Below are 19,183 nucleotides of genomic sequence, written 5' to 3'. Positions count from 1 at the left end.
CTATGGCAAAAGATAACCGTCTTTATACGCTGGTTAAAACCACTTCTAAATTTCCAAAAAGTATCCGTAGTACGCTATGGAGTAAAGCTTTTGGTCGTGTTGTTCCTATGGTGGGAACAGCAAATATTCGTTATTTAGAAGTTGATAAAGACCATGTCACTGTGCGCATTGAAAACCAACGTAATATGCAAAATCATATTAAAGGGGTTCACGCAGCAGCAATGGCTTTATTAGCAGAAACTGCAACGGGCTTTTTAACGGGCTTACATATCCCAGATGATCGTATTTTGTTGATTAAATCATTGCATGTCGATTATTTAAAAGTTGCGCAAGGTGGTTTAACTGCTACAGCAAGCTTGTCAGCAGACCAAAAAAAGTTTATTGCTGAACATGACAAAGGCGAGTTATTGATTCCTGTGACCGTAATTGACGATTCTGGTAACGAACCAATTCAATGTCAAATGCTTTGGGCTTGGCTGCCAAAACGTAAAAAATAGTCTTAGATTTAAAATAAAGCCCAATTAAATTTGGGCTTTATTGTTTTATCAGCTTGCTAAAAAATCTTGCTTAATTTGTTCTGAGATTTGTCTTTTATTACCATTCACATCAACAGCAACAAATGTAAAAACACCTTGAGTAATTCGAATCGGATCACGCGAATTGTCGTGACTATTCCATACCTCGATTTGCACCTGTACGGAAGTATTACCGACTTTCAAAATTTTAGTATAGCAACTAATCACATTTCCAACCTTAACAGGCACAAGGAACGTCATTTCATTAATCGCAATTGTTGCACATCGTCCCTTACTCAAACGCTCAACATGAATCGCTCCTGCGAGATCCATCTGTGAAACAATCCATCCTCCAAATACATCACCACTCCAGTTTGTATCTGCTGGCATAGCAATATTCTGCAAGGATAAAACTCCTTCTGGATGATTTGAACGTTCAGTCATGTTAATGTCCTTGATGTTGCTGTAATTGCTGATTTAACCATTGCTGTAGCTCTGGTGTACGTAATGCACCACTTATTCTGGCCAATTCAGTCGTCTTATCCATTAAGACCAAAGTCGGAATACTGCGGACATTAAATGCAGCACTTAAACGGGGGTTTGCTTCAGTATCAATTTTAGCAAACACAACGTGAGGATTATGTTTGGCAACCTCAGCAAAATGAGGTGCCATCATTTTACAAGGATTACACCATTCTGCCCAAAGATCGATAAGTACAGGTAGATCTGAATGACTAATGAAATGGCTAAAATTTTGTTCATTTAATTCAATTGGCGCTAACGTTAATAATGGTTGATGGCATTGCCCACAGTTTGGATGAACTGCTAATTTTTCTTCAGGTACACGATTTTTTGCACCACAGGATGCACAGACAATGATCATTTACATCACTCCGATATGTTGATGTAAAAATTCTAATTGGGTTGTGACTGCTTTTTCAAACCAAGAACCGTGATAAATATCGAAATGTTTCATTTCCCACTCATGATAGCTTACAAATGGTGCAATATTTGTAGCGGCTTCACGACTAGATTCAATTGGAATCAAAGAATCATGTTTCGCAGCAATAAACAAAACAGGGATATTAATTTTGCGTACAAATTGAATCGGACGATAACGCATTAAATTAAAAAATACACGTGCAGGAACTTCACCACTCCAATAATAGTCAGGATTTACAATCGAATGATAACCATAATAACTATCAGAGGTCGGTAAAAAGCATAGTTTATGCTGATCTACAACTGGCAAAGTTTTAGGTACTAAACCCATCTTAGACCCCATGTAATCCTGGCTAGAACGCTTCAAAGCCTCTGGATAACGCTGTAATGGGTATAATTTTGCTGTTTCAGCACCATCAACATAAGGCACTTGTACCATCACGGCCTGAATATTTTTAAGGTCAGTGGCTAAACTAAGCGCATATCCACCGCTTAGAGAAGTTCCCCATAAAATAATACGTCGACTATCAATTAATTTACAATTCGAAGCATATTGAACAATGGTTTTCCAATCATCTAGTTGAGCACCGAGTGAAACCAATTCACGTGGTTTTCCTGTACTCCCCCCCCAATAGCGATAATCAAATAAAATGACAGCATAGCCAGCTTTAGCGAAACGTTGTGCATACTGAACTAATTTAAATTGGCGTAATCCAGCAAATCCATGTGCCATAAGAATTACAGCAGCTTTAATATTGGTCTTTGGTAGGTAGAAATCTGCTGCTATGGTTTCTTCGCCACTAGGAACATACAACGGCTCAACTGTATAGGTGTGCATGCGCGCTCCAATGCTTTATCTTATTACTTATCATCATTTATTTGCTACAGACATTTAAACTCAAGATCAAGCTTAATGCTATGATAGAGCATAAAATGTTTTGTTTATTTTTGGAGTGACAAGATGTCAGAAAATGTTGGTTTTGCAGGTCAAATCGGCCCTGAGCATGTAGATCAAGTTGTCGAAAAAGGCTTCAAATCTATTATTAATAATCGTCCCGATATGGAAGGCGGTCCAGAGCAACCAACGAGTGCTCAAATTGAAGAATCAGCACGTAATGCTGGTCTAGATTATGTTTACCAACCAGTTGTTGCAGGTCAGATCACAGAGTTAGATGTTCGTACATTTGCAAATCATTATAACGAATTGCCAAAACCTATTTTAATGTTTTGTCGCACAGGTAATCGCTCTAATAACCTATACCAATTAGCAAAGCAGATGGATTTATTGGATGATTGAACTCATTATATTTCCTCACCTGATCAAAATAGTGAAATCCGTCTGTCTATAAGATATATGGTTCTTTTACACTAAATAAAGAACCATAACAAAACTCTCTATTTTTTATGTCTCATATCTTCTTTCAGCCTGTAACTCTTTTCAAATTAGTCCAACTGTATCTGCCAGTGAATAACTACACTATAAAAAAACAGCACTGGAGTGCTGTTTTTTTAAATATAAAAACTATTTTTATTGATAAGCAACAAAGATCGTTGAAACGTGACCATCAGGAGCTGCTACTGATACTTTGAAAGTATCACCTACTGCACATTCTTTCAAACGGTAACCATAAAAAACTTGCGTACTATTTTTGAAAGTTGTTGGCGTTGTAAGGTCGAATACACTAGCAACAGGTGAGCTCCCTTGTACTAACTCAGCAGAGCAAGATAAATCATTAGTTTTAGTATTATCTTCAGCGGTAACACTTATCGTAGAACCTGTTGGCATTGGAACACTTTGCATTGTATTTCCATACAAACGGAAAGATAACAAACCATTACTTGCATTAACATTCGTAAATGTTGCCCTATTTTCTGCAAAAGCAAATAATAATTGCTGGCGAAGAATAGCATCTAGATTAGTATCACAGGTTTTTGCAATATTAGGTTGGAGTACCGTAGATGGTACACAAGACTCTGTTCCTGCACTGCGTCTATATAAATATTCACCTAAGTTATTATTATAAATATTGTCTTCATTATCATCTCTGAAAAAGTCACCAATATTTGTATTATTACCCAATATATCTGTCAGTGCATCTACACCTGCCGTATACAAATTATCACCATCTTTATCTATGTATGATTTATCACCTTCAACATAAGCTAGAACGGTTATACGATTATCTAAAGGACGTGGGTTTTGAGTACTTATAGTTACCGAGCATATCCCATTCACAGATGAACAATTTGGGTCAACTTTACCACCTTCAGAGACAAAGCTAATGACTGTACCATTTGGGACTGGATTTCCAGTACGATCCACCATTCGTGCAGTAATCGTAGCAGTATCCCCATCAATAGTATTTTGTAATGAGTTTTTTGATACAGATAAACTTAAACCATTTTGAGTTACACGGCCAGTGGATACAGATACATCTTTAGATACAGCTGAAACATTTGTGTCTGAAACTAAAGTCGCTCTTATTTCAACAGGTCCAGGTTTATCTCCTGGATAGAGGTTTACAATCACTTTACCACTCGAATCACTTTTTATAGTTTTGTTACTACGATTGCCAAATGATACAAACGATAAATCTTCTGGTGTCTGCACTTTCTCAATTAAAATATCTTGATCTGCTACAGGTACACCATTTGCGTACAAACTAAATTCAATTTGACCCGATGATGCTGAGCCACTTTTTTTAATGCCTAAATTAACTTTATTAGATGTATAAACCAATGAATTGGCTTGCAGTGCTTTGATACTAACATTAAGTGTAACTTCTGGGATATTTAAACCTTTTGCTGAAATTTTCTGTGTGCCTGTACAGAGCTTCCCATCAGAACCTATCGCTTTATAAGACGTTGTAACACTTCCTTGATTTGATGAAACAACTGTTGCTGGTTCAAATTTACCACATGTTGCAGTGAACTCTACATTGACATTATTTTGATTAATTTTCGTATTTGCATCTTGAGTTTTTAACGTGATATTTGTTGAGCCACCTGATTCCAGTTGAGTACTAGCTGCTATCAAATCTACTAAAATAATATTGGTTGCTTGTAGAGAAAAATTAAGCGCTTTTGTTGATGCGATAGTACCACCAAAATCTGCAATTGCAGAAATTTGATAAGCACCATTTGTATTAATATTTTCAGGTTTAACAGAAATACTCGCTTCACCATCCGTGTTAGTTAATACCGCACCATTAGAACTGCCTAAAACAACACCGCCAGTCACTGTAAATGTAACTAATGCTCCACTAATACCTTTACCTGTTTGATCAGTTACTTTTACTTTAGCAATCACTCCTTCTGCTGCAATCGCTTGAGTTGAGTTACCATTCCGATCAATCAATTGAACCGCACTAATATTTACAGCTTTTACAGCCTCTCCAGTACTCGGGTTTGTTGTCCCAGTCCCTGAGCCACTACTACTTGAAGACGAACCATAATATCCATCACCGCCGCCCCCACAACTTGCCAATAAAATTGACACAGTAATAGCTGACAGCTTCAAAGTCAGTTGTTTTTTATTCATCATCATTGCTTTTTATCCCCAATCAAGCTCACAAAATGGAGCTAGATTATTCATTATAAAAATATAACCAATGTAATCACAATATAGTTTTCATGTAAATATACATTAACTCGAAGTAAAAAATATTAAAGTGAATTCAATCAAATTATTCAAATAAAACGAGACTACTATTTAAAAAATTTTAATAAATTCAAATTATGAATAGTAATGCAAATTAAAATTTAATAACTTAGTTTTGACAAGATAATTACCTCTTTCCCCCGAATAAAAAACACCCCCAACCGTTAGGTTGGGGGTGTTTATAATTTAAAAGCTGGCGATGACTTACTCTCACATGGCAAACGCCACACTACCATCAGCGCTAAGAGGTTTCACTTCTGAGTTCGGGAAGGGATCAGGTGGTTCACTCTTGCTATTGTCGCCAGCAAACTGTTTTGGCTTTCGGTGGTCTTACTCTTGAACTTAACTTTAAGTTCTTTGCCACTTAGTACCGAAAGAGTTATTAACGGATTAGATATTGAGTCTAACTTTGTGTTCAGCATTTTAACTAGTTTTCACACTAAATCAAGTTATGTATTGAATTTATCTTGAATACAACAACTGTTTGGGTGTTGTATAGTCAAGCCTCACGAGCAATTAGTATTGGTCAGCTTCACACGTCACCGTGCTTCCACACCCAACCTATCAACGTCCTAGTCTCGAACGGCTCTTTAGAGGAATAAATTCCTAGGGAAATCTTATCTTGAGGTAGGCTTCCCGCTTAGATGCTTTCAGCGGTTATCCCTTCCGAACATAGCTACCCGGCGATGCGACTGGCGTCACAACCGGTACACCAGAGGTTCGTCCACTCTGGTCCTCTCGTACTAGGAGCAGATCCTCTCAAATTTCCAGCGCCCACGGTAGATAGGGACCGAACTGTCTCACGACGTTCTAAACCCAGCTCGCGTACCTCTTTAAATGGCGAACAGCCATACCCTTGGGACCTGCTTCAGCCCCAGGATGAGATGAGCCGACATCGAGGTGCCAAACACCGCCGTCGATATGAACTCTTGGGCGGTATCAGCCTGTTATCCCCAGAGTACCTTTTATCCGTTGAGCGATGGCCCTTCCATACAGAACCACCGGATCACTAAGACCTACTTTCGTACCTGCTCGACTTGTGGGTCTCGCAGTTAAGCGCGCTTTTGCCTTTATACTCTACGCGTGATTTCCGACCACGCTGAGCGCACCTTCGTACTCCTCCGTTACTCTTTAGGAGGAGACCGCCCCAGTCAAACTACCCACCAGACATGGTCCTCGCCCCGGATTACGGGGCAGAGTTAGAACCTCAACATTACCAGGGTGGTATTTCAAGGACGGCTCCATTGGAACTAGCGTTCCAACTTCAAAGCCTCCCACCTATCCTACACAAGTAAGGTCAAAGTTCAATGTCAAGCTGCAGTAAAGGTTCACGGGGTCTTTCCGTCTAGCCGCGGGTACACTGCATCTTCACAGCGATTTCGATTTCACTGAGCCTCTGCTGGAGACAGCGCCGCCATCATTATGCCATTCGTGCAGGTCGGAACTTACCCGACAAGGAATTTCGCTACCTTAGGACCGTTATAGTTACGGCCGCCGTTTACTGGGGCTTCGATCAAGAGCTTCGCTTACGCTAACCCCATCAATTAACCTTCCAGCACCGGGCAGGCATCACACCCTATACGTCCACTTTCGTGTTTGCAGAGTGCTATGTTTTTAATAAACAGTTGCAGCGGCCTGGTTTCTGTGGCTGCCAATAGCTCAGGGAGCAAGTCCCATCACCGTCAGCAGCGTACCTTCTCCCGAAGTTACGGTACCATTTTGCCTAGTTCCTTCAGCAGAGTTCTCTCAAGCGCTTTGGTCTACTCGACCTGACCACCTGTGTCGGTTTCGGGTACGATTCCTGTGTAACTGAAGCTTAGAGACTTTTCCTGGAAGCATGGTATCAGCCACTTCACTGTACAAGTACAGCTTGCTATCAGTTCTCAGCATAGAGTACCCCGGATTTGCCTAAGATACATGCCTACAACCTTCCACCTGGACAACCAACGCCAGGCTGACTTAACCTTCTCCGTCCTCTCATCGCATTACACAGAAGTATTGGAATATTAACCAATTTCCCATCGACTACGCCTCTCGGCCTCGCCTTAGGGGTCGACTCACCCAGCCCCGATTAACGTTGGACTGGAACCCTTGGTCTTTCAGCGAACGGGTTTTTCACCCGTTTTGTCGTTACTCACGTCAGCATTCGCACTTCTGATACCTCCAGCATACTTCTCAATACACCTTCATCGGCTTACAGAACGCTCCCCTACCACTTGACTATTGTCAAATCCGCAGCTTCGGCACATAGTTTTAGCCCCGTTACATCTTCCGCGCAGGCCGACTCGACTAGTGAGCTATTACGCTTTCTTTAAAGGGTGGCTGCTTCTAAGCCAACCTCCTAGCTGTCTATGCCTTCCCACATCGTTTCCCACTTAACTATGATTTTGGGGCCTTAGCTGGCGGTCTGGATTGTTTTCCTCTTGACTACGGACGTTAGCACCCGCAGTCTGTCTCCCGGATAGTACTCATTGGTATTCGGAGTTTGCATCGGTTTGGTAAGTCGGGATGACCCCCTAGCCGAAACAGTGCTCTACCCCCAATGGTATTCGTCCGAGGCGCTACCTAAATAGCTTTCGGGGAGAACCAGCTATCACCAGGCTTGATTAGCCTTTCACCCCTATCCACAAGTCATCCCCTGGCTTTTCAACGACAGTGGGTTCGGTCCTCCAGTTAGTGTTACCCAACCTTCAACCTGCTCATGGATAGATCGCCTGGTTTCGGGTCTATACCCAGCAACTAAACGCCCTATTAAGACTCGATTTCTCTACGGCTCCCCTATACGGTTAACCTCGCTACTGAATATAAGTCGCTGACCCATTATACAAAAGGTACGCAGTCACCGAACAAGTCGGCTCCCACTGCTTGTATGCATGCGGTTTCAGGATCTATTTCACTCCCCTCACAGGGGTTCTTTTCGCCTTTCCCTCACGGTACTGGTTCACTATCGGTCAGTCAGGAGTATTTAGCCTTGGAGGATGGTCCCCCCATATTCAGACAAGGTTTCACGTGCCTCGCCCTACTCGTCATCATTGTGTGTGCCCTTTCGTGTACGGGAATATCACCCTCTACGTTCGCACTTCCCAGAGCGTTCCACTAGAACACACACAACTTAATGGGCTACTCCCCGTTCGCTCGCCGCTACTAAGGGAATCTCAATTGATTTCTTTTCCTAAGGGTACTGAGATGTTTCACTTCCCCTCGTTCGCTTCATAAGCCTATGTATTCAGCTTATGATACCCGCCTTATAGCGGGTGGGTTCCCCCATTCAGAAATCTCCGGATCAAAGGATATTTGCCGCCTCCCCGGAGCTTATCGCAGGCTATTACGTCTTTCATCGCCTCTGACTGCCAAGGCATCCACCACATGCACTTAATTACTTGACTATACAACCCCAAACAGTCGTTAACACATACAAGTCAGTGTTAGCGTTGCAAACTTAATTGCTACTATTCGTTGTCTGTGAACTTAATCACCATACAGCTTCAATCTAAATTCATATACCAAAACGCTTGATTCAGTGTTTTTGCTAGTTCTCAGATTAAATATTAATTTAACAATTACTTGTTATCTTCCTATTTAATCGAGTTTGAACAATTTATTTCAGACTCAAATTCTAATCTGTTAATGATTAACTACAGCCTCGTCAGCTTGCAGTAAACTGTGATAAATCACAGAGATTAATAAACCAGTCAAATTAGACTGTATTCACTAAACTCTATAATCTTCTTAGCTTTGAATTAATTTTGTTTTAAAAACTCTTTTAATTCATGGTGGAGACTAGGAGAGTCGAACTCCTGACCTCCTGCGTGCAAAGCAGGCGCTCTACCAACTAAGCTAAGTCCCCAGCTTATCACTTAATGAACGATATATCTTTCAGATTTGGTGGGTCTGACAAGACTTGAACTTGTGACCCCACGCTTATCAAGCGTGTGCTCTAACCAACTGAGCTACAGACCCTCAGATACATCTTCGAAGAACAACTTGTTGTGGATTCTTACCGATCGTCAATCTTTCGTTAAGGAGGTGATCCAGCCGCAGGTTCCCCTACGGCTACCTTGTTACGACTTCACCCCAGTCATCGGCCACACCGTGGTAAGCGTCCTCCTTGCGGTTAGACTACCTACTTCTGGTGCAACAAACTCCCATGGTGTGACGGGCGGTGTGTACAAGGCCCGGGAACGTATTCACCGCGGCATTCTGATCCGCGATTACTAGCGATTCCGACTTCATGGAGTCGAGTTGCAGACTCCAATCCGGACTACGATCGGCTTTTTGAGATTAGCATCCTATCGCTAGGTAGCAACCCTTTGTACCGACCATTGTAGCACGTGTGTAGCCCTGGCCGTAAGGGCCATGATGACTTGACGTCGTCCCCGCCTTCCTCCAGTTTGTCACTGGCAGTATCCTTAAAGTTCCCGACATTACTCGCTGGCAAATAAGGAAAAGGGTTGCGCTCGTTGCGGGACTTAACCCAACATCTCACGACACGAGCTGACGACAGCCATGCAGCACCTGTATCTAGATTCCCGAAGGCACCAATCCATCTCTGGAAAGTTTCTAGTATGTCAAGGCCAGGTAAGGTTCTTCGCGTTGCATCGAATTAAACCACATGCTCCACCGCTTGTGCGGGCCCCCGTCAATTCATTTGAGTTTTAGTCTTGCGACCGTACTCCCCAGGCGGTCTACTTATCGCGTTAGCTGCGCCACTAAAGCCTCAAAGGCCCCAACGGCTAGTAGACATCGTTTACGGCATGGACTACCAGGGTATCTAATCCTGTTTGCTCCCCATGCTTTCGTACCTCAGCGTCAGTATTAGGCCAGATGGCTGCCTTCGCCATCGGTATTCCTCCAGATCTCTACGCATTTCACCGCTACACCTGGAATTCTACCATCCTCTCCCATACTCTAGCTGACCAGTATCGAATGCAATTCCTAAGTTAAGCTCAGGGATTTCACATCCGACTTAATCAGCCGCCTACGCACGCTTTACGCCCAGTAAATCCGATTAACGCTCGCACCCTCTGTATTACCGCGGCTGCTGGCACAGAGTTAGCCGGTGCTTATTCTGCGAGTAACGTCCACTATCCCAGAGTATTAATCTAGGTAGCCTCCTCCTCGCTTAAAGTGCTTTACAACCAAAAGGCCTTCTTCACACACGCGGCATGGCTGGATCAGGCTTCCGCCCATTGTCCAATATTCCCCACTGCTGCCTCCCGTAGGAGTCTGGGCCGTGTCTCAGTCCCAGTGTGGCGGATCATCCTCTCAGACCCGCTACAGATCGTCGCCTTGGTAGGCCTTTACCCCACCAACTAGCTAATCCGACTTAGGCTCATCATTTAGCGCAAGGTCCGAAGATCCCCTGCTTTCTCCCGTAGGACGTATGCGGTATTAGCATTCCTTTCGGAATGTTGTCCCCCACTAAATGGCAGATTCCTAAGCATTACTCACCCGTCCGCCGCTAAGATAAGGTGCAAGCACCTCATCTCCGCTCGACTTGCATGTGTTAAGCCTGCCGCCAGCGTTCAATCTGAGCCATGATCAAACTCTTCAGTTTAAAATCATTAGTAGCTTATGGCTACAAATCTTGGCTCATCAATTTTCTGACTAAAAATTCGCTCAAATAAACTTCGAGAAATTTCTACCTTTCAATCAATGAAATATTTTCAATCGATCAACCAGTAAAAATCCACACAAGTTGTTCTTCTATTCTCTTAATGATCTTCTCGATGATTCGTCATCATCAAGCTAGGTCGGCTATGTTACTCTAATTTAAACTAAAGTCAACAGGTAATTTCGATATTTTTTAAACCTATCAATCAACCCAAGAATCTAACCCTTCTAGCCAAATCCTTGTTTTTCAACAAGTTTTTATTTGCATCACCGCCGATGGATGTGCATTCTACAGCATTTCAGATCAGGTGCAACCCCATTTCCTAATCTTTTTATTTAAGTGAACGTTTTTTAGGCTAATCAGTTACTTTTTGTCTACTTTCTTTGTCGATAAGAACTTTTTTTAAACAATTAAGTTAAGTAGAATGTATCTCTTGCTTCAAATTTTTTGGCATTTTTGATTGGAAATACGGTTTATTAATAAAAAAGTACAATTACTGTTGCTTTTAGCGTCGATCGCTACGAGTCAGATTTGTTACGCCATTTCAAATCATAATTTTTATGAATTAGCATTAACCATATTGAGTTATAGCAAGTGGTCGAATACATCTCGCCCAATTATTTGTGTAATAGATAATGCTGAGGCTTCGAATCAATTTCAATCCAATATTAAACAACTTGGGTATGATTATCAGGTACAAGCTGTTAATTCAAAAGATTTTCAAAAAACAGAATGTCATGTTGTGTATTTCTCAACAACAACACCGCAACAACAACAAAACTTGATTCAAGCTTATCCATCGCGTTCATTACTGTCATTAAGTATTAATAATCCAGCATGTGAAATCGGCAGTATTTTCTGCTTATACAACAAAAAGACCTCTTCTACATTTAAAGTAAATCTAGATGCTTTGAGTTACTCCAAAGTTCATATCGACCCCCGAGTCTTAATCTTGGCGAAGAATACGGAGTAATTAAAGTGATTTCGAATTTATATCAGTCCACTTCATTACGGGCGTTATTTCGTAAGTCTCAGTTCTCGATTTTTGCGCTTACCGTTGTCATTTGTTCCTTTACCTTTGCAACTATTTCCATATTCACAATGGAAACGTACGCTAAACAAAATTTGCAACTATTAAGTCAAACGCTACTTGAACGAATCCAGCCCGCTGTTGTCTTCAAGGACAAAGGAGCAATTGATCAAATTTTAGCGGACTACACAACAGAACATGCGATTCGTAGTATTCATGTTTATGATCCAGAGCATCAATTATTAGCAGAAAGTACCAAGCAAATTGACCACACATCATTTTTACAAAGCGTATTAGATAAATGGTTTCTACATGATCCAATCAAATTGACGGTTATTCATCATAAGAAACAAGTCGGCGAATTAGTTTTATATGGCAGCTCAGAAAATATTTTACATTTTTTAAAAACCATCATTATTGGCTTAGCCATATCAATGTTTTTTATTGTGATTGCACTGTTATGGTCCGTTAATCTTACCTATCGCCAAATCATGCAAGCGATCAAACCATTAACCCATATTGCTCAATTAGTGAGTGACCAAAAAGCTTACAACTTACGTTTTCCAAATAACCATATTAAAGAGTTTCAAAATCTTAATACGGTATTTAATGAGCTCTTAGAAGAAATACAAGTTTGGCATACTCATTTACAGAAAGAGAATCTCCAACTTTCATTTCAAGCTCACCATGACCAGCTCACAGGTTTACCTAATCGACACTATTTTTATGAAGAATTGTTCAATATTTTTAAAAATAATAAATTTCGTCACAATTCAGCGCTGATTTTCATAGATAATAATAAGTTTAAAGCAATTAATGATCATTATGGTCATCTTGCTGGCGATGCGGTATTAAGAGAAATGGCAAATCGATTAATGCAGTCTGTCAGACAAGAAGACTTTATTGCTCGTTTGGGTGGTGATGAATTCGCAATCATTTTGCATACCATCCATCATTCTGATCATTTACAAACAATCGCTGAAGGTTTACTAGCAAGTTGTGATGAGCCTTTGAATTTTAACGGTCAACTTATCCATTTTAGCTTTAGTTTAGGGATTGCATTTTCACAGTTTGCAGACAATCCAGATAATTTAGTCATGCAAGCAGATCAAGCAATGTATAAAGCTAAAAATTTAAATCCACATTGGTTTCTTTATAAACCAGAAATTTAGGACATGTTATGCGCGCTCACACTTTTAAGATATCCTTTGTAGCATTACTCTGCCTAACATTGACTGGCTGTTTAAGTTTTGGTCCTTTGAAATATCGTCAAGTCAAAATGCTAAAAAAAGAAGGTTTCGTTTTAACAGAAGAAGGCTGGAGTCTGGGTCTGCCTGAACGTTTACTTTTCGACTTTAATAAAGCAGATATTAAACCTGAAAATCAAAGAGAAATCGTTCGTCTTGCCAATCAACTAAACAAATATGATCTGCAAAAATTAAAAGTTGTGGGTCACACTGATGATATTGGTAATCCTGAATATAACCAGAAATTGTCTGAAGAACGTGCTCAAAGTGTTTCTTCGATTTTCATTCATCAGGGTTTCAAGCCAAATAATGTCACTGTGATTGGTCGTGGTGCAAGCCAACCTTTCGTACCAAATACATCTGATGAGAACCGCGCGAATAATCGCAGAGTTACGATTATTATTATTTCTTAACTTGCAATTTTTGTTAAAAGCCAACTATTTAAAGTTGGCTTTTTTAATTTATATGAGTTGAATAATATCAATCGTCGGTGGCACTCGAAACCGAAATGGAACACCAACCATTCCAGTTCCAACCGTTACAAATACATCAGCGTGTTCATGTGTATAAAAACCTTTTTTGTGCCCCAAGATAGACACTTTTTTCATAATATACGTTGTAATCCAAGGAAGTTCTATTTGTCCACCATGGGTATGGCCTGCAAGCATTAATGGTCGTGTAGGTAATGCTGGCACCATATCTACTGTATCAGGGTTATGAGATAAAATGAGCCATGGTTTATCTTGTGGTAAATCTGGCATAAAACGCATATTTGCCTTCCCTGCCCACAGATCACCAATGCCAATTAAGCGAAACTCATCAAAATCGATAATCTGCCCTTCTATATCAATCACATTAGTTTGTTCTAATGCCGCTTTGAGTAATGATTGTATTGGAGGACCTGGATATTGCTCATCATGATTCCCTGGCACAGAATAAACGGGTGCTTGGATTTCCTTTAAAACAGAGAGCTCCTGAATCAAACGATTTTCAGGTTCATAAGTCCAATCGCCTGCAACCACCACAATATCTGGTTTAGCTTCATTTAATTTTTTAACAATGCTTTTTAATTGGCGTTCATGACCAGAAAACAATCCCACATGCATATCTGCAATTAAGGCCACTTTAACGGGTTGAATAAAATCACGATCCGAATTTAAACGGTATTGATGATGTTTAATATGAACCATATGTGGCTCAATAAATCGTGCATAAATCAATATGCTCGTTAAAAGGAAAACAAAAATACTTTCATGTAAACTGTAAAACTCAGACCAACCTGCATACAAGGTAAAAAACCAGAGAGGAACTAACAAATAAGAAAGATAAAATGCAGCTAGATGTACAAAAGCTTTGAAAGGATGAATCGTTTCAGTTCTTGCTTGATGAATCCATGCCTGAGCGAATGCCCACAAGGCTAAAACAATAAAAATAGTATAGAAAATTAATATAACTGTGTCTGAATTCGACATTACCACTCTCATTAATCTGACATTAGGGCATACATCGCATCTCATATTTATAATTTTTGATGAAATGCTATACTCAAGTCCAACTTTTAATCAGTAAAGATTATGACGCAATTTTCTCATCTAAATCGTAAACATACAAAAATAAGTACAACTACTTACAATAAAAGTATGCTTGCGATTTATTGCAGTATTGCGATCACAATCACAGGATGCAGCACACTACCTAAACATAAAATAGAGCCAATACAACAATCTAACATTCAACAATTAGAAATAAACCAGACAACTTTGGCTCAGATCATTCAACCTTTAGAACAACAAAATCCTGGATTGACGGGTTATCACGTTTTATTTGAACCCCTAGAAGCGTTAGCAGCACGACTACGTTTAATTGATAAGGCAGAGAAAACCTTAGATTTGCAATATTATATTTGGGACAATGACAAAGTAGGTGCTCTTGCTTTGCATGCGCTGATTCGCGCAGCAGATCGTGGTGTCAAAGTGCGATTACTTATTGATGATAATAACGCAAAAAAAACTGAAGGAATCTTCTTAGCTCTAGCACAGCATCCAAATATTGAAGTTAAATTATTCAATCCCTATCGGTTTCGCAAATACCGTGCGCTTGATATGGTTTTAGATTTAAAACGTATCAACCGCAGAATGCACAATAAGAGCTTTATTGCAGACCAACAAGTTGCTCTAATTGGTGGCAGAAACATGACTAATCAATATTATAATGTCAGTGATAACTACCAGTTTTCTGATGTTGATGTGATGCTCGTGGGTACAGCAGTCACTGATATTTCACAGTCTTTTGATGAATACTGGAATCATAGTTACGCTTACGATGTAAGGGAAATTGTCAATCAAAATGCTCATCGCTTAAGCTATGAGAGCCTAAAACAGCAACTTGATGAACATTCTAAGCGAGCAACGGTACAGAATTATCTTGATTTGACTGGTAACTCACAGGCAATTGATTCAATTATCAGTCGGGATATTCCTTTAAACTGGGTAAAAGCTGAAGTTGTAAAAGACTCTCCTGACAAAATTAAATCAAAAGCCAAAAAACAAGAACACCTTAATTTCCAATTGATTAACCATTTAGAACAACCTGAAAAAAATATTGACCTCATCTCAGCTTACTTTGTCCCTGAAAAAAAGGGGGTTAAAATTCTCAATGATCTTGCAAAAGATGGAATCGAGGTTCGAGTGCTCACAAACTCATTTCAGGCAAACGATGTCGCTGTTGTTCATGCATTTTATGGAAAATATCGTCAGGATTTACTGGAACATGGTGTACAGCTATATGAGTTTCTCCCCGCATTAAATAAAAATGATCTCGATAAACATACCGAAGAACTCGCGAAGAAAGCAAAAGTAAATATCAAAGGACTAAGCCGTTCCAGTTTACATGCCAAACTGATGGCGCTAGATGAAAAGCAAGTTTTTATTGGTTCATTTAATTTTGATCCACGCTCTGCCTACCTGAACACTGAAATTGGCGTGCTTTTAGATAGCCCACCTTTAGCGCAGGCTGTTCATGCGACTATGGATCAAAATCTAAGTAAATATGCCTATAAATTAGTGTTAGATGCCAATAAAAAAATTACATGGCGACGTGAAACACCACAAGGCCCTGTCATCTACACCAAAGAACCTCGAATGAAATGGTGGCAAAAGGCAGGAATGAAAATTATTTCATGGCTGCCAATTGAAGGCTTTATGTAATTTAAAGCGAGTATTGTTATGGCAGCGTATTTAAAACTTTGCTTTGTAACTCAAGCAGCCCTGCTCGCATTTGACGATCAACTTCTTTAGTTAAGCTATCTACCGTATGGTCTGTTACAGGAATTGCAGGTAGGGTCAATAAATGTGCGGTAACTTTTGGCATTTCTAAAACACGTTGTACATGTTCTGCAAAAGACATTTCACCAATAAATGGTGCGACCAGATCTAATTCACCTTGCTGATTGACATAGCAAATCACACAAATTTGAACTGGACGTTGCGCATCAATGGCAGCACCCAATAAGCGCCCATGTACTTTTTTGACCTGACGACCGTCTGTGGTTGTGGCTTCTGGAAAGAACAAAACGGGAATATCTTGTTTTAAAAACGCTGTAATTTGTTCTTTTATTCGGATTGAGTCACCAGAACCTCGCTTAATAAATAAGGTTCCACCGCCTTTTGCTAGATTACCCAAAATAGGCCATTTTTCGACCTCTGCTTTTGCTAAGAAGAAGATACGTGCTCCAGAGCCAAGTACAGCAACATCTAACCAAGAAATATGATTACTCACCCAAAGCGCTGGTTCTCGTGGAATAGTGCCATGAATCTGCACTTCGATATTAAAAACTTCGCATAAACGGCGGCAAAAATACTGAACATAACGCGTATTCGTTGGATTATTCGGGTCTTTGTATAAACCGTGTCGATAAATGAGATAAAAACCTTCACCAATTGTTTCTAGACCTGAGGCTAATTTTTTACTATACAAGCTCAATTTAGAGATTAAATTTAATGGTGTGTTATTTGCTGCTGTTGCTTCTTGAGTCATAAATCATTAAAACCGTACGCATGTATGCACATTGCATTGAACTAGCTCACTTATATCATGCCCGTATCTATTTATAAAAGTTACCACCATGAGAAAAAACGAATGTGAATATAATTATTTTCAATTTTAAAAGGTTTTTTAAATTAAATATCATAAATAAATCGAATTAACAAATTAAGAGGTCATATGATGAATCCTCAACACACAACATCTCATAATCAAGTGAATATTCCTTATGGCTATGCTTTAAGAATATTTTTTGGCTGGTCAATTTTATATATCGGCACACTCGTTGGTTTTATCAAACTTCTTCATCATCATGTCATATAAATCCATGAAGCCTTTGCCCTTTGCTTGAAGTTTATTCTAGAATAAGGCTTCTATACTCAGGATATGATAACAGCGTGGAATTTTTTGAGCGGCAACAAGGTGGTGAACGAGCAATTTTAGTCAGTGTTTCTGTGCAGTTACTCGATGACCTTGATGCTGAAGAGTTTCGATTGCTCGCTCAATCCGCTGGTGCTGAAATTCTTGAACATATTTCTGTACAAAGAAATAAGCCAGACCCTAAATTTTTTATTGGCTCAGGCAAAGTGGATGAAATCGCAGAATTAGTTCAGCAGCTAGAAGCTGAATTAGTCATCTTTGATCACTCTCTTTCACCAGCCCAAGAACGTAATTTAGAAAGAATCTTAAAATGCCGTGTGATTGATCGCACAGGGCTTATTTTAGATATCTTCGCATTACGAGCGCGTACACACGAAGGAAAATTACAAGTTGAACTTGCCCAACTTAAGCATTTATCAACGCGCTTAATTCGAGGCTTCACAGGTAATTTAGAACAACAAAAAGGTGGGATTGGTCTACGTGGTCCTGGTGAATCACAACTTGAAACTGACCGCCGACTCATAAAAGTACGTATTACCCAACTGAAAGACAAATTGGTTAAAGTTCAACAGACGCGTTTACAAGGTCGTGCCGCACGCCAAAAAGCAGCAATTCCAACGATTTCTTTGGTTGGTTATACCAATGCAGGTAAATCGACACTGTTTAATATTTTAGCCCAAAGTGATGTCTATGCAGCAGACCAACTTTTTGCAACGCTCGATCCAACCTTACGTCGTCTAGAATGGGATGGTATCGGTACTGTCGTACTCGCAGATACAGTTGGATTTGTGAGAAATTTACAGCATGATTTGGTTGAGTCTTTCAAAGCGACTTTAGAAGAAACACTAGAAGCGACCTTACTTTTGCATGTAATTGACAGCAGTAGCCCTAACATGCCTGAACAAATCGAAGCAGTGGAATCTGTGCTGAAAGAAATTGGAGCCGATGCACCGATTCTTCATGTTTACAATAAAATTGATCTCAGCGGTGATACGGCAAAAATCATTTATAAAGCAGCAGATTTACCTGATCGCGTTTATGTTTCTGCGCATTCTGGGCAGGGATTAGATTTATTAAGCCAAGCTGTTCAACAATGCCTGATGGGACAGTTACAACATTTCGACTTAGTTCTCAAACCTGCTTACGGTAAACTACGCACACAACTTTATACACTCAATGTCATTCAAACTGAACAATATGATGAGCAAGGTGATTTGCATTTATCAGTTTGTATTGCTCCACAAAAATTGCATCAACTCATCAAACAAGCACATCTACCATTAGATGAAATTCTTGGAAACCAAGCAGCCTTATTTCACAGGCCTTTGGAAGAATTTGAAAAGTAAGCATCAATGTAATAATCGTTCATAAGGGAGAGTTAGAAAAAAGATGAAAGAAATTGATTGGACAGCTTGGTTTTGCACGATTCTATTAATTATTGTATTTCGTGAAGGCGCTGTTGCTATTACCACGGTCTTTCATCATCCAGAATTAGGTAATCTCGTCGGGCTGATCAGCTTACTTGCAACTTTATTAATTTGGAGAAGATTTAGAAAAATCTCCAATCGTCTTATAGATACCAACAACAAAATCATGAAAGAAAGTGCTTTTGCATTTTTGCCAATCTGTGCTGGCTCTTTGATTATGTTGGTACATTTAGGCAAAGAAATTCCAATCTTTTTATTTGTCTTAACCCTGAGTACTTTATTGCCATTGTGGATTTACGCCAAAATGGCGAAACGCTGGTTATAG

Annotated in this window: 14 protein-coding genes, 2 tRNA genes and 3 rRNA genes; 8 read left to right on the top strand and 11 right to left on the bottom strand. The window is 39.9% G+C overall.

Annotated features, from left to right (window positions below; all coding sequences use genetic code 11):
* Window positions 1-2: 2 nt before the first annotated feature.
* Window positions 3-497: a DUF4442 domain-containing protein gene (locus tag O1450_RS02500; RefSeq protein ID WP_004664935.1), complete on the top strand. Its 495-nt coding sequence runs from the start codon at window positions 3-5 to the stop codon at window positions 495-497.
* A gap of 48 nt (window positions 498-545) precedes the next feature.
* Here the strand turns inward: O1450_RS02500 and O1450_RS02495 are convergent, their stop codons facing one another.
* From O1450_RS02495 to O1450_RS02485, 3 genes are read right to left on the bottom strand one after another with little or no spacing between them, the layout of a single operon-like run.
* Window positions 546-959 carry an acyl-CoA thioesterase gene (locus O1450_RS02495; protein ID WP_005214645.1) on the bottom strand — a complete coding sequence of 138 codons (414 nt, stop codon included), beginning with the start codon at window positions 957-959 and terminating at the stop codon, window positions 546-548.
* 1 nt (window position 960) lies between these two features.
* Complete coding sequence (gene trxC / locus O1450_RS02490; RefSeq protein ID WP_269229575.1) at window positions 961-1,398, bottom strand: thioredoxin TrxC; 438 nt, start codon at window positions 1,396-1,398, stop codon at window positions 961-963.
* Complete coding sequence (locus O1450_RS02485; RefSeq protein WP_269229574.1) at window positions 1,399-2,295, bottom strand: alpha/beta hydrolase; 897 nt, start codon at window positions 2,293-2,295, stop codon at window positions 1,399-1,401.
* Window positions 2,296-2,418: 123 nt separating this feature from the next.
* On the opposite strand from O1450_RS02485, the gene O1450_RS02480 reads away from it, so the two are divergent.
* Window positions 2,419-2,754 carry a TIGR01244 family sulfur transferase gene (locus tag O1450_RS02480; protein ID WP_269229573.1) on the top strand — a complete coding sequence of 112 codons (336 nt, stop codon included), beginning with the start codon at window positions 2,419-2,421 and terminating at the stop codon, window positions 2,752-2,754.
* Between the two features lie 231 nt (window positions 2,755-2,985).
* Here the strand turns inward: O1450_RS02480 and O1450_RS02475 are convergent, their stop codons facing one another.
* The 6 genes from O1450_RS02475 to O1450_RS02450 form a co-directional block, all read right to left on the bottom strand.
* On the bottom strand, window positions 2,986-4,998 hold the full coding sequence (locus tag O1450_RS02475) for a CARDB domain-containing protein (RefSeq protein ID WP_269230395.1): 2,013 nt from the start codon (window positions 4,996-4,998) through the stop codon (window positions 2,986-2,988).
* 311 nt (window positions 4,999-5,309) lie between these two features.
* Window positions 5,310-5,424, bottom strand: a 5S ribosomal RNA gene (rrf, locus tag O1450_RS02470).
* Between the two features lie 189 nt (window positions 5,425-5,613).
* Window positions 5,614-8,504 (bottom strand): 23S ribosomal RNA (locus O1450_RS02465).
* A gap of 385 nt (window positions 8,505-8,889) precedes the next feature.
* Window positions 8,890-8,965 (bottom strand) — tRNA-Ala (locus tag O1450_RS02460).
* Between the two features lie 36 nt (window positions 8,966-9,001).
* Window positions 9,002-9,078 (bottom strand) — tRNA-Ile (locus O1450_RS02455).
* A gap of 59 nt (window positions 9,079-9,137) precedes the next feature.
* A 16S ribosomal RNA gene (locus O1450_RS02450) occupies window positions 9,138-10,675 on the bottom strand.
* The 16S, 23S and 5S rRNA genes sit together here with 2 tRNA genes alongside, the layout of an rRNA operon.
* Before the next feature lie 556 nt (window positions 10,676-11,231).
* Between O1450_RS02450 and O1450_RS02445 the strand changes: the two genes are divergently transcribed.
* The 3 genes from O1450_RS02445 to O1450_RS02435 are packed head-to-tail and all read left to right on the top strand — an operon-like array spanning window position 11,232 to window position 13,422.
* Window positions 11,232-11,705, top strand: coding sequence for a YfiR family protein (locus tag O1450_RS02445; RefSeq protein ID WP_034601049.1), 474 nt, complete (start codon window positions 11,232-11,234; stop codon window positions 11,703-11,705).
* Window positions 11,706-11,710: 5 nt separating this feature from the next.
* On the top strand, window positions 11,711-12,934 hold the full coding sequence (locus tag O1450_RS02440; protein ID WP_269229572.1) for a diguanylate cyclase domain-containing protein: 1,224 nt from the start codon (window positions 11,711-11,713) through the stop codon (window positions 12,932-12,934).
* Between the two features lie 8 nt (window positions 12,935-12,942).
* The gene (locus O1450_RS02435; RefSeq protein WP_269229571.1) at window positions 12,943-13,422 is read left to right on the top strand and encodes an OmpA family protein; all 480 of its coding nucleotides are present in this window, start codon (window positions 12,943-12,945) and stop codon (window positions 13,420-13,422) included.
* 48 nt (window positions 13,423-13,470) lie between these two features.
* Here O1450_RS02435 and O1450_RS02430 read toward each other — a convergent pair whose 3' ends face one another.
* The gene (locus tag O1450_RS02430; protein WP_269229570.1) at window positions 13,471-14,481 is read right to left on the bottom strand and encodes a metallophosphoesterase; all 1,011 of its coding nucleotides are present in this window, start codon (window positions 14,479-14,481) and stop codon (window positions 13,471-13,473) included.
* 168 nt (window positions 14,482-14,649) lie between these two features.
* Between O1450_RS02430 and O1450_RS02425 the strand changes: the two genes are divergently transcribed.
* On the top strand, window positions 14,650-16,215 hold the full coding sequence (locus tag O1450_RS02425) for a phospholipase D family protein (RefSeq protein ID WP_442865410.1): 1,566 nt from the start codon (window positions 14,650-14,652) through the stop codon (window positions 16,213-16,215).
* A gap of 16 nt (window positions 16,216-16,231) precedes the next feature.
* Here the strand turns inward: O1450_RS02425 and O1450_RS02420 are convergent, their stop codons facing one another.
* Window positions 16,232-17,044, bottom strand: a complete 813-nt coding sequence (locus O1450_RS02420) for a lysophospholipid acyltransferase family protein (protein ID WP_269229568.1) — start codon at window positions 17,042-17,044, stop codon at window positions 16,232-16,234.
* A gap of 404 nt (window positions 17,045-17,448) precedes the next feature.
* Between O1450_RS02420 and hflX the strand changes: the two genes are divergently transcribed.
* Both hflX and O1450_RS02410 read left to right on the top strand, forming a co-directional pair.
* Window positions 17,449-18,777, top strand: a complete 1,329-nt coding sequence (hflX, locus tag O1450_RS02415; protein WP_046738402.1) for a ribosome rescue GTPase HflX — start codon at window positions 17,449-17,451, stop codon at window positions 18,775-18,777.
* Window positions 18,778-18,820: 43 nt separating this feature from the next.
* On the top strand, window positions 18,821-19,183 hold the full coding sequence (locus O1450_RS02410) for a hypothetical protein (RefSeq protein WP_004660470.1): 363 nt from the start codon (window positions 18,821-18,823) through the stop codon (window positions 19,181-19,183).

The organism is Acinetobacter sp. TR11 (assembly GCF_027105035.1).
Taxonomy (GTDB): Bacteria; Pseudomonadota; Gammaproteobacteria; order Pseudomonadales; family Moraxellaceae; genus Acinetobacter.
This window is presented reverse-complemented; position numbering and strand designations above follow the sequence as displayed.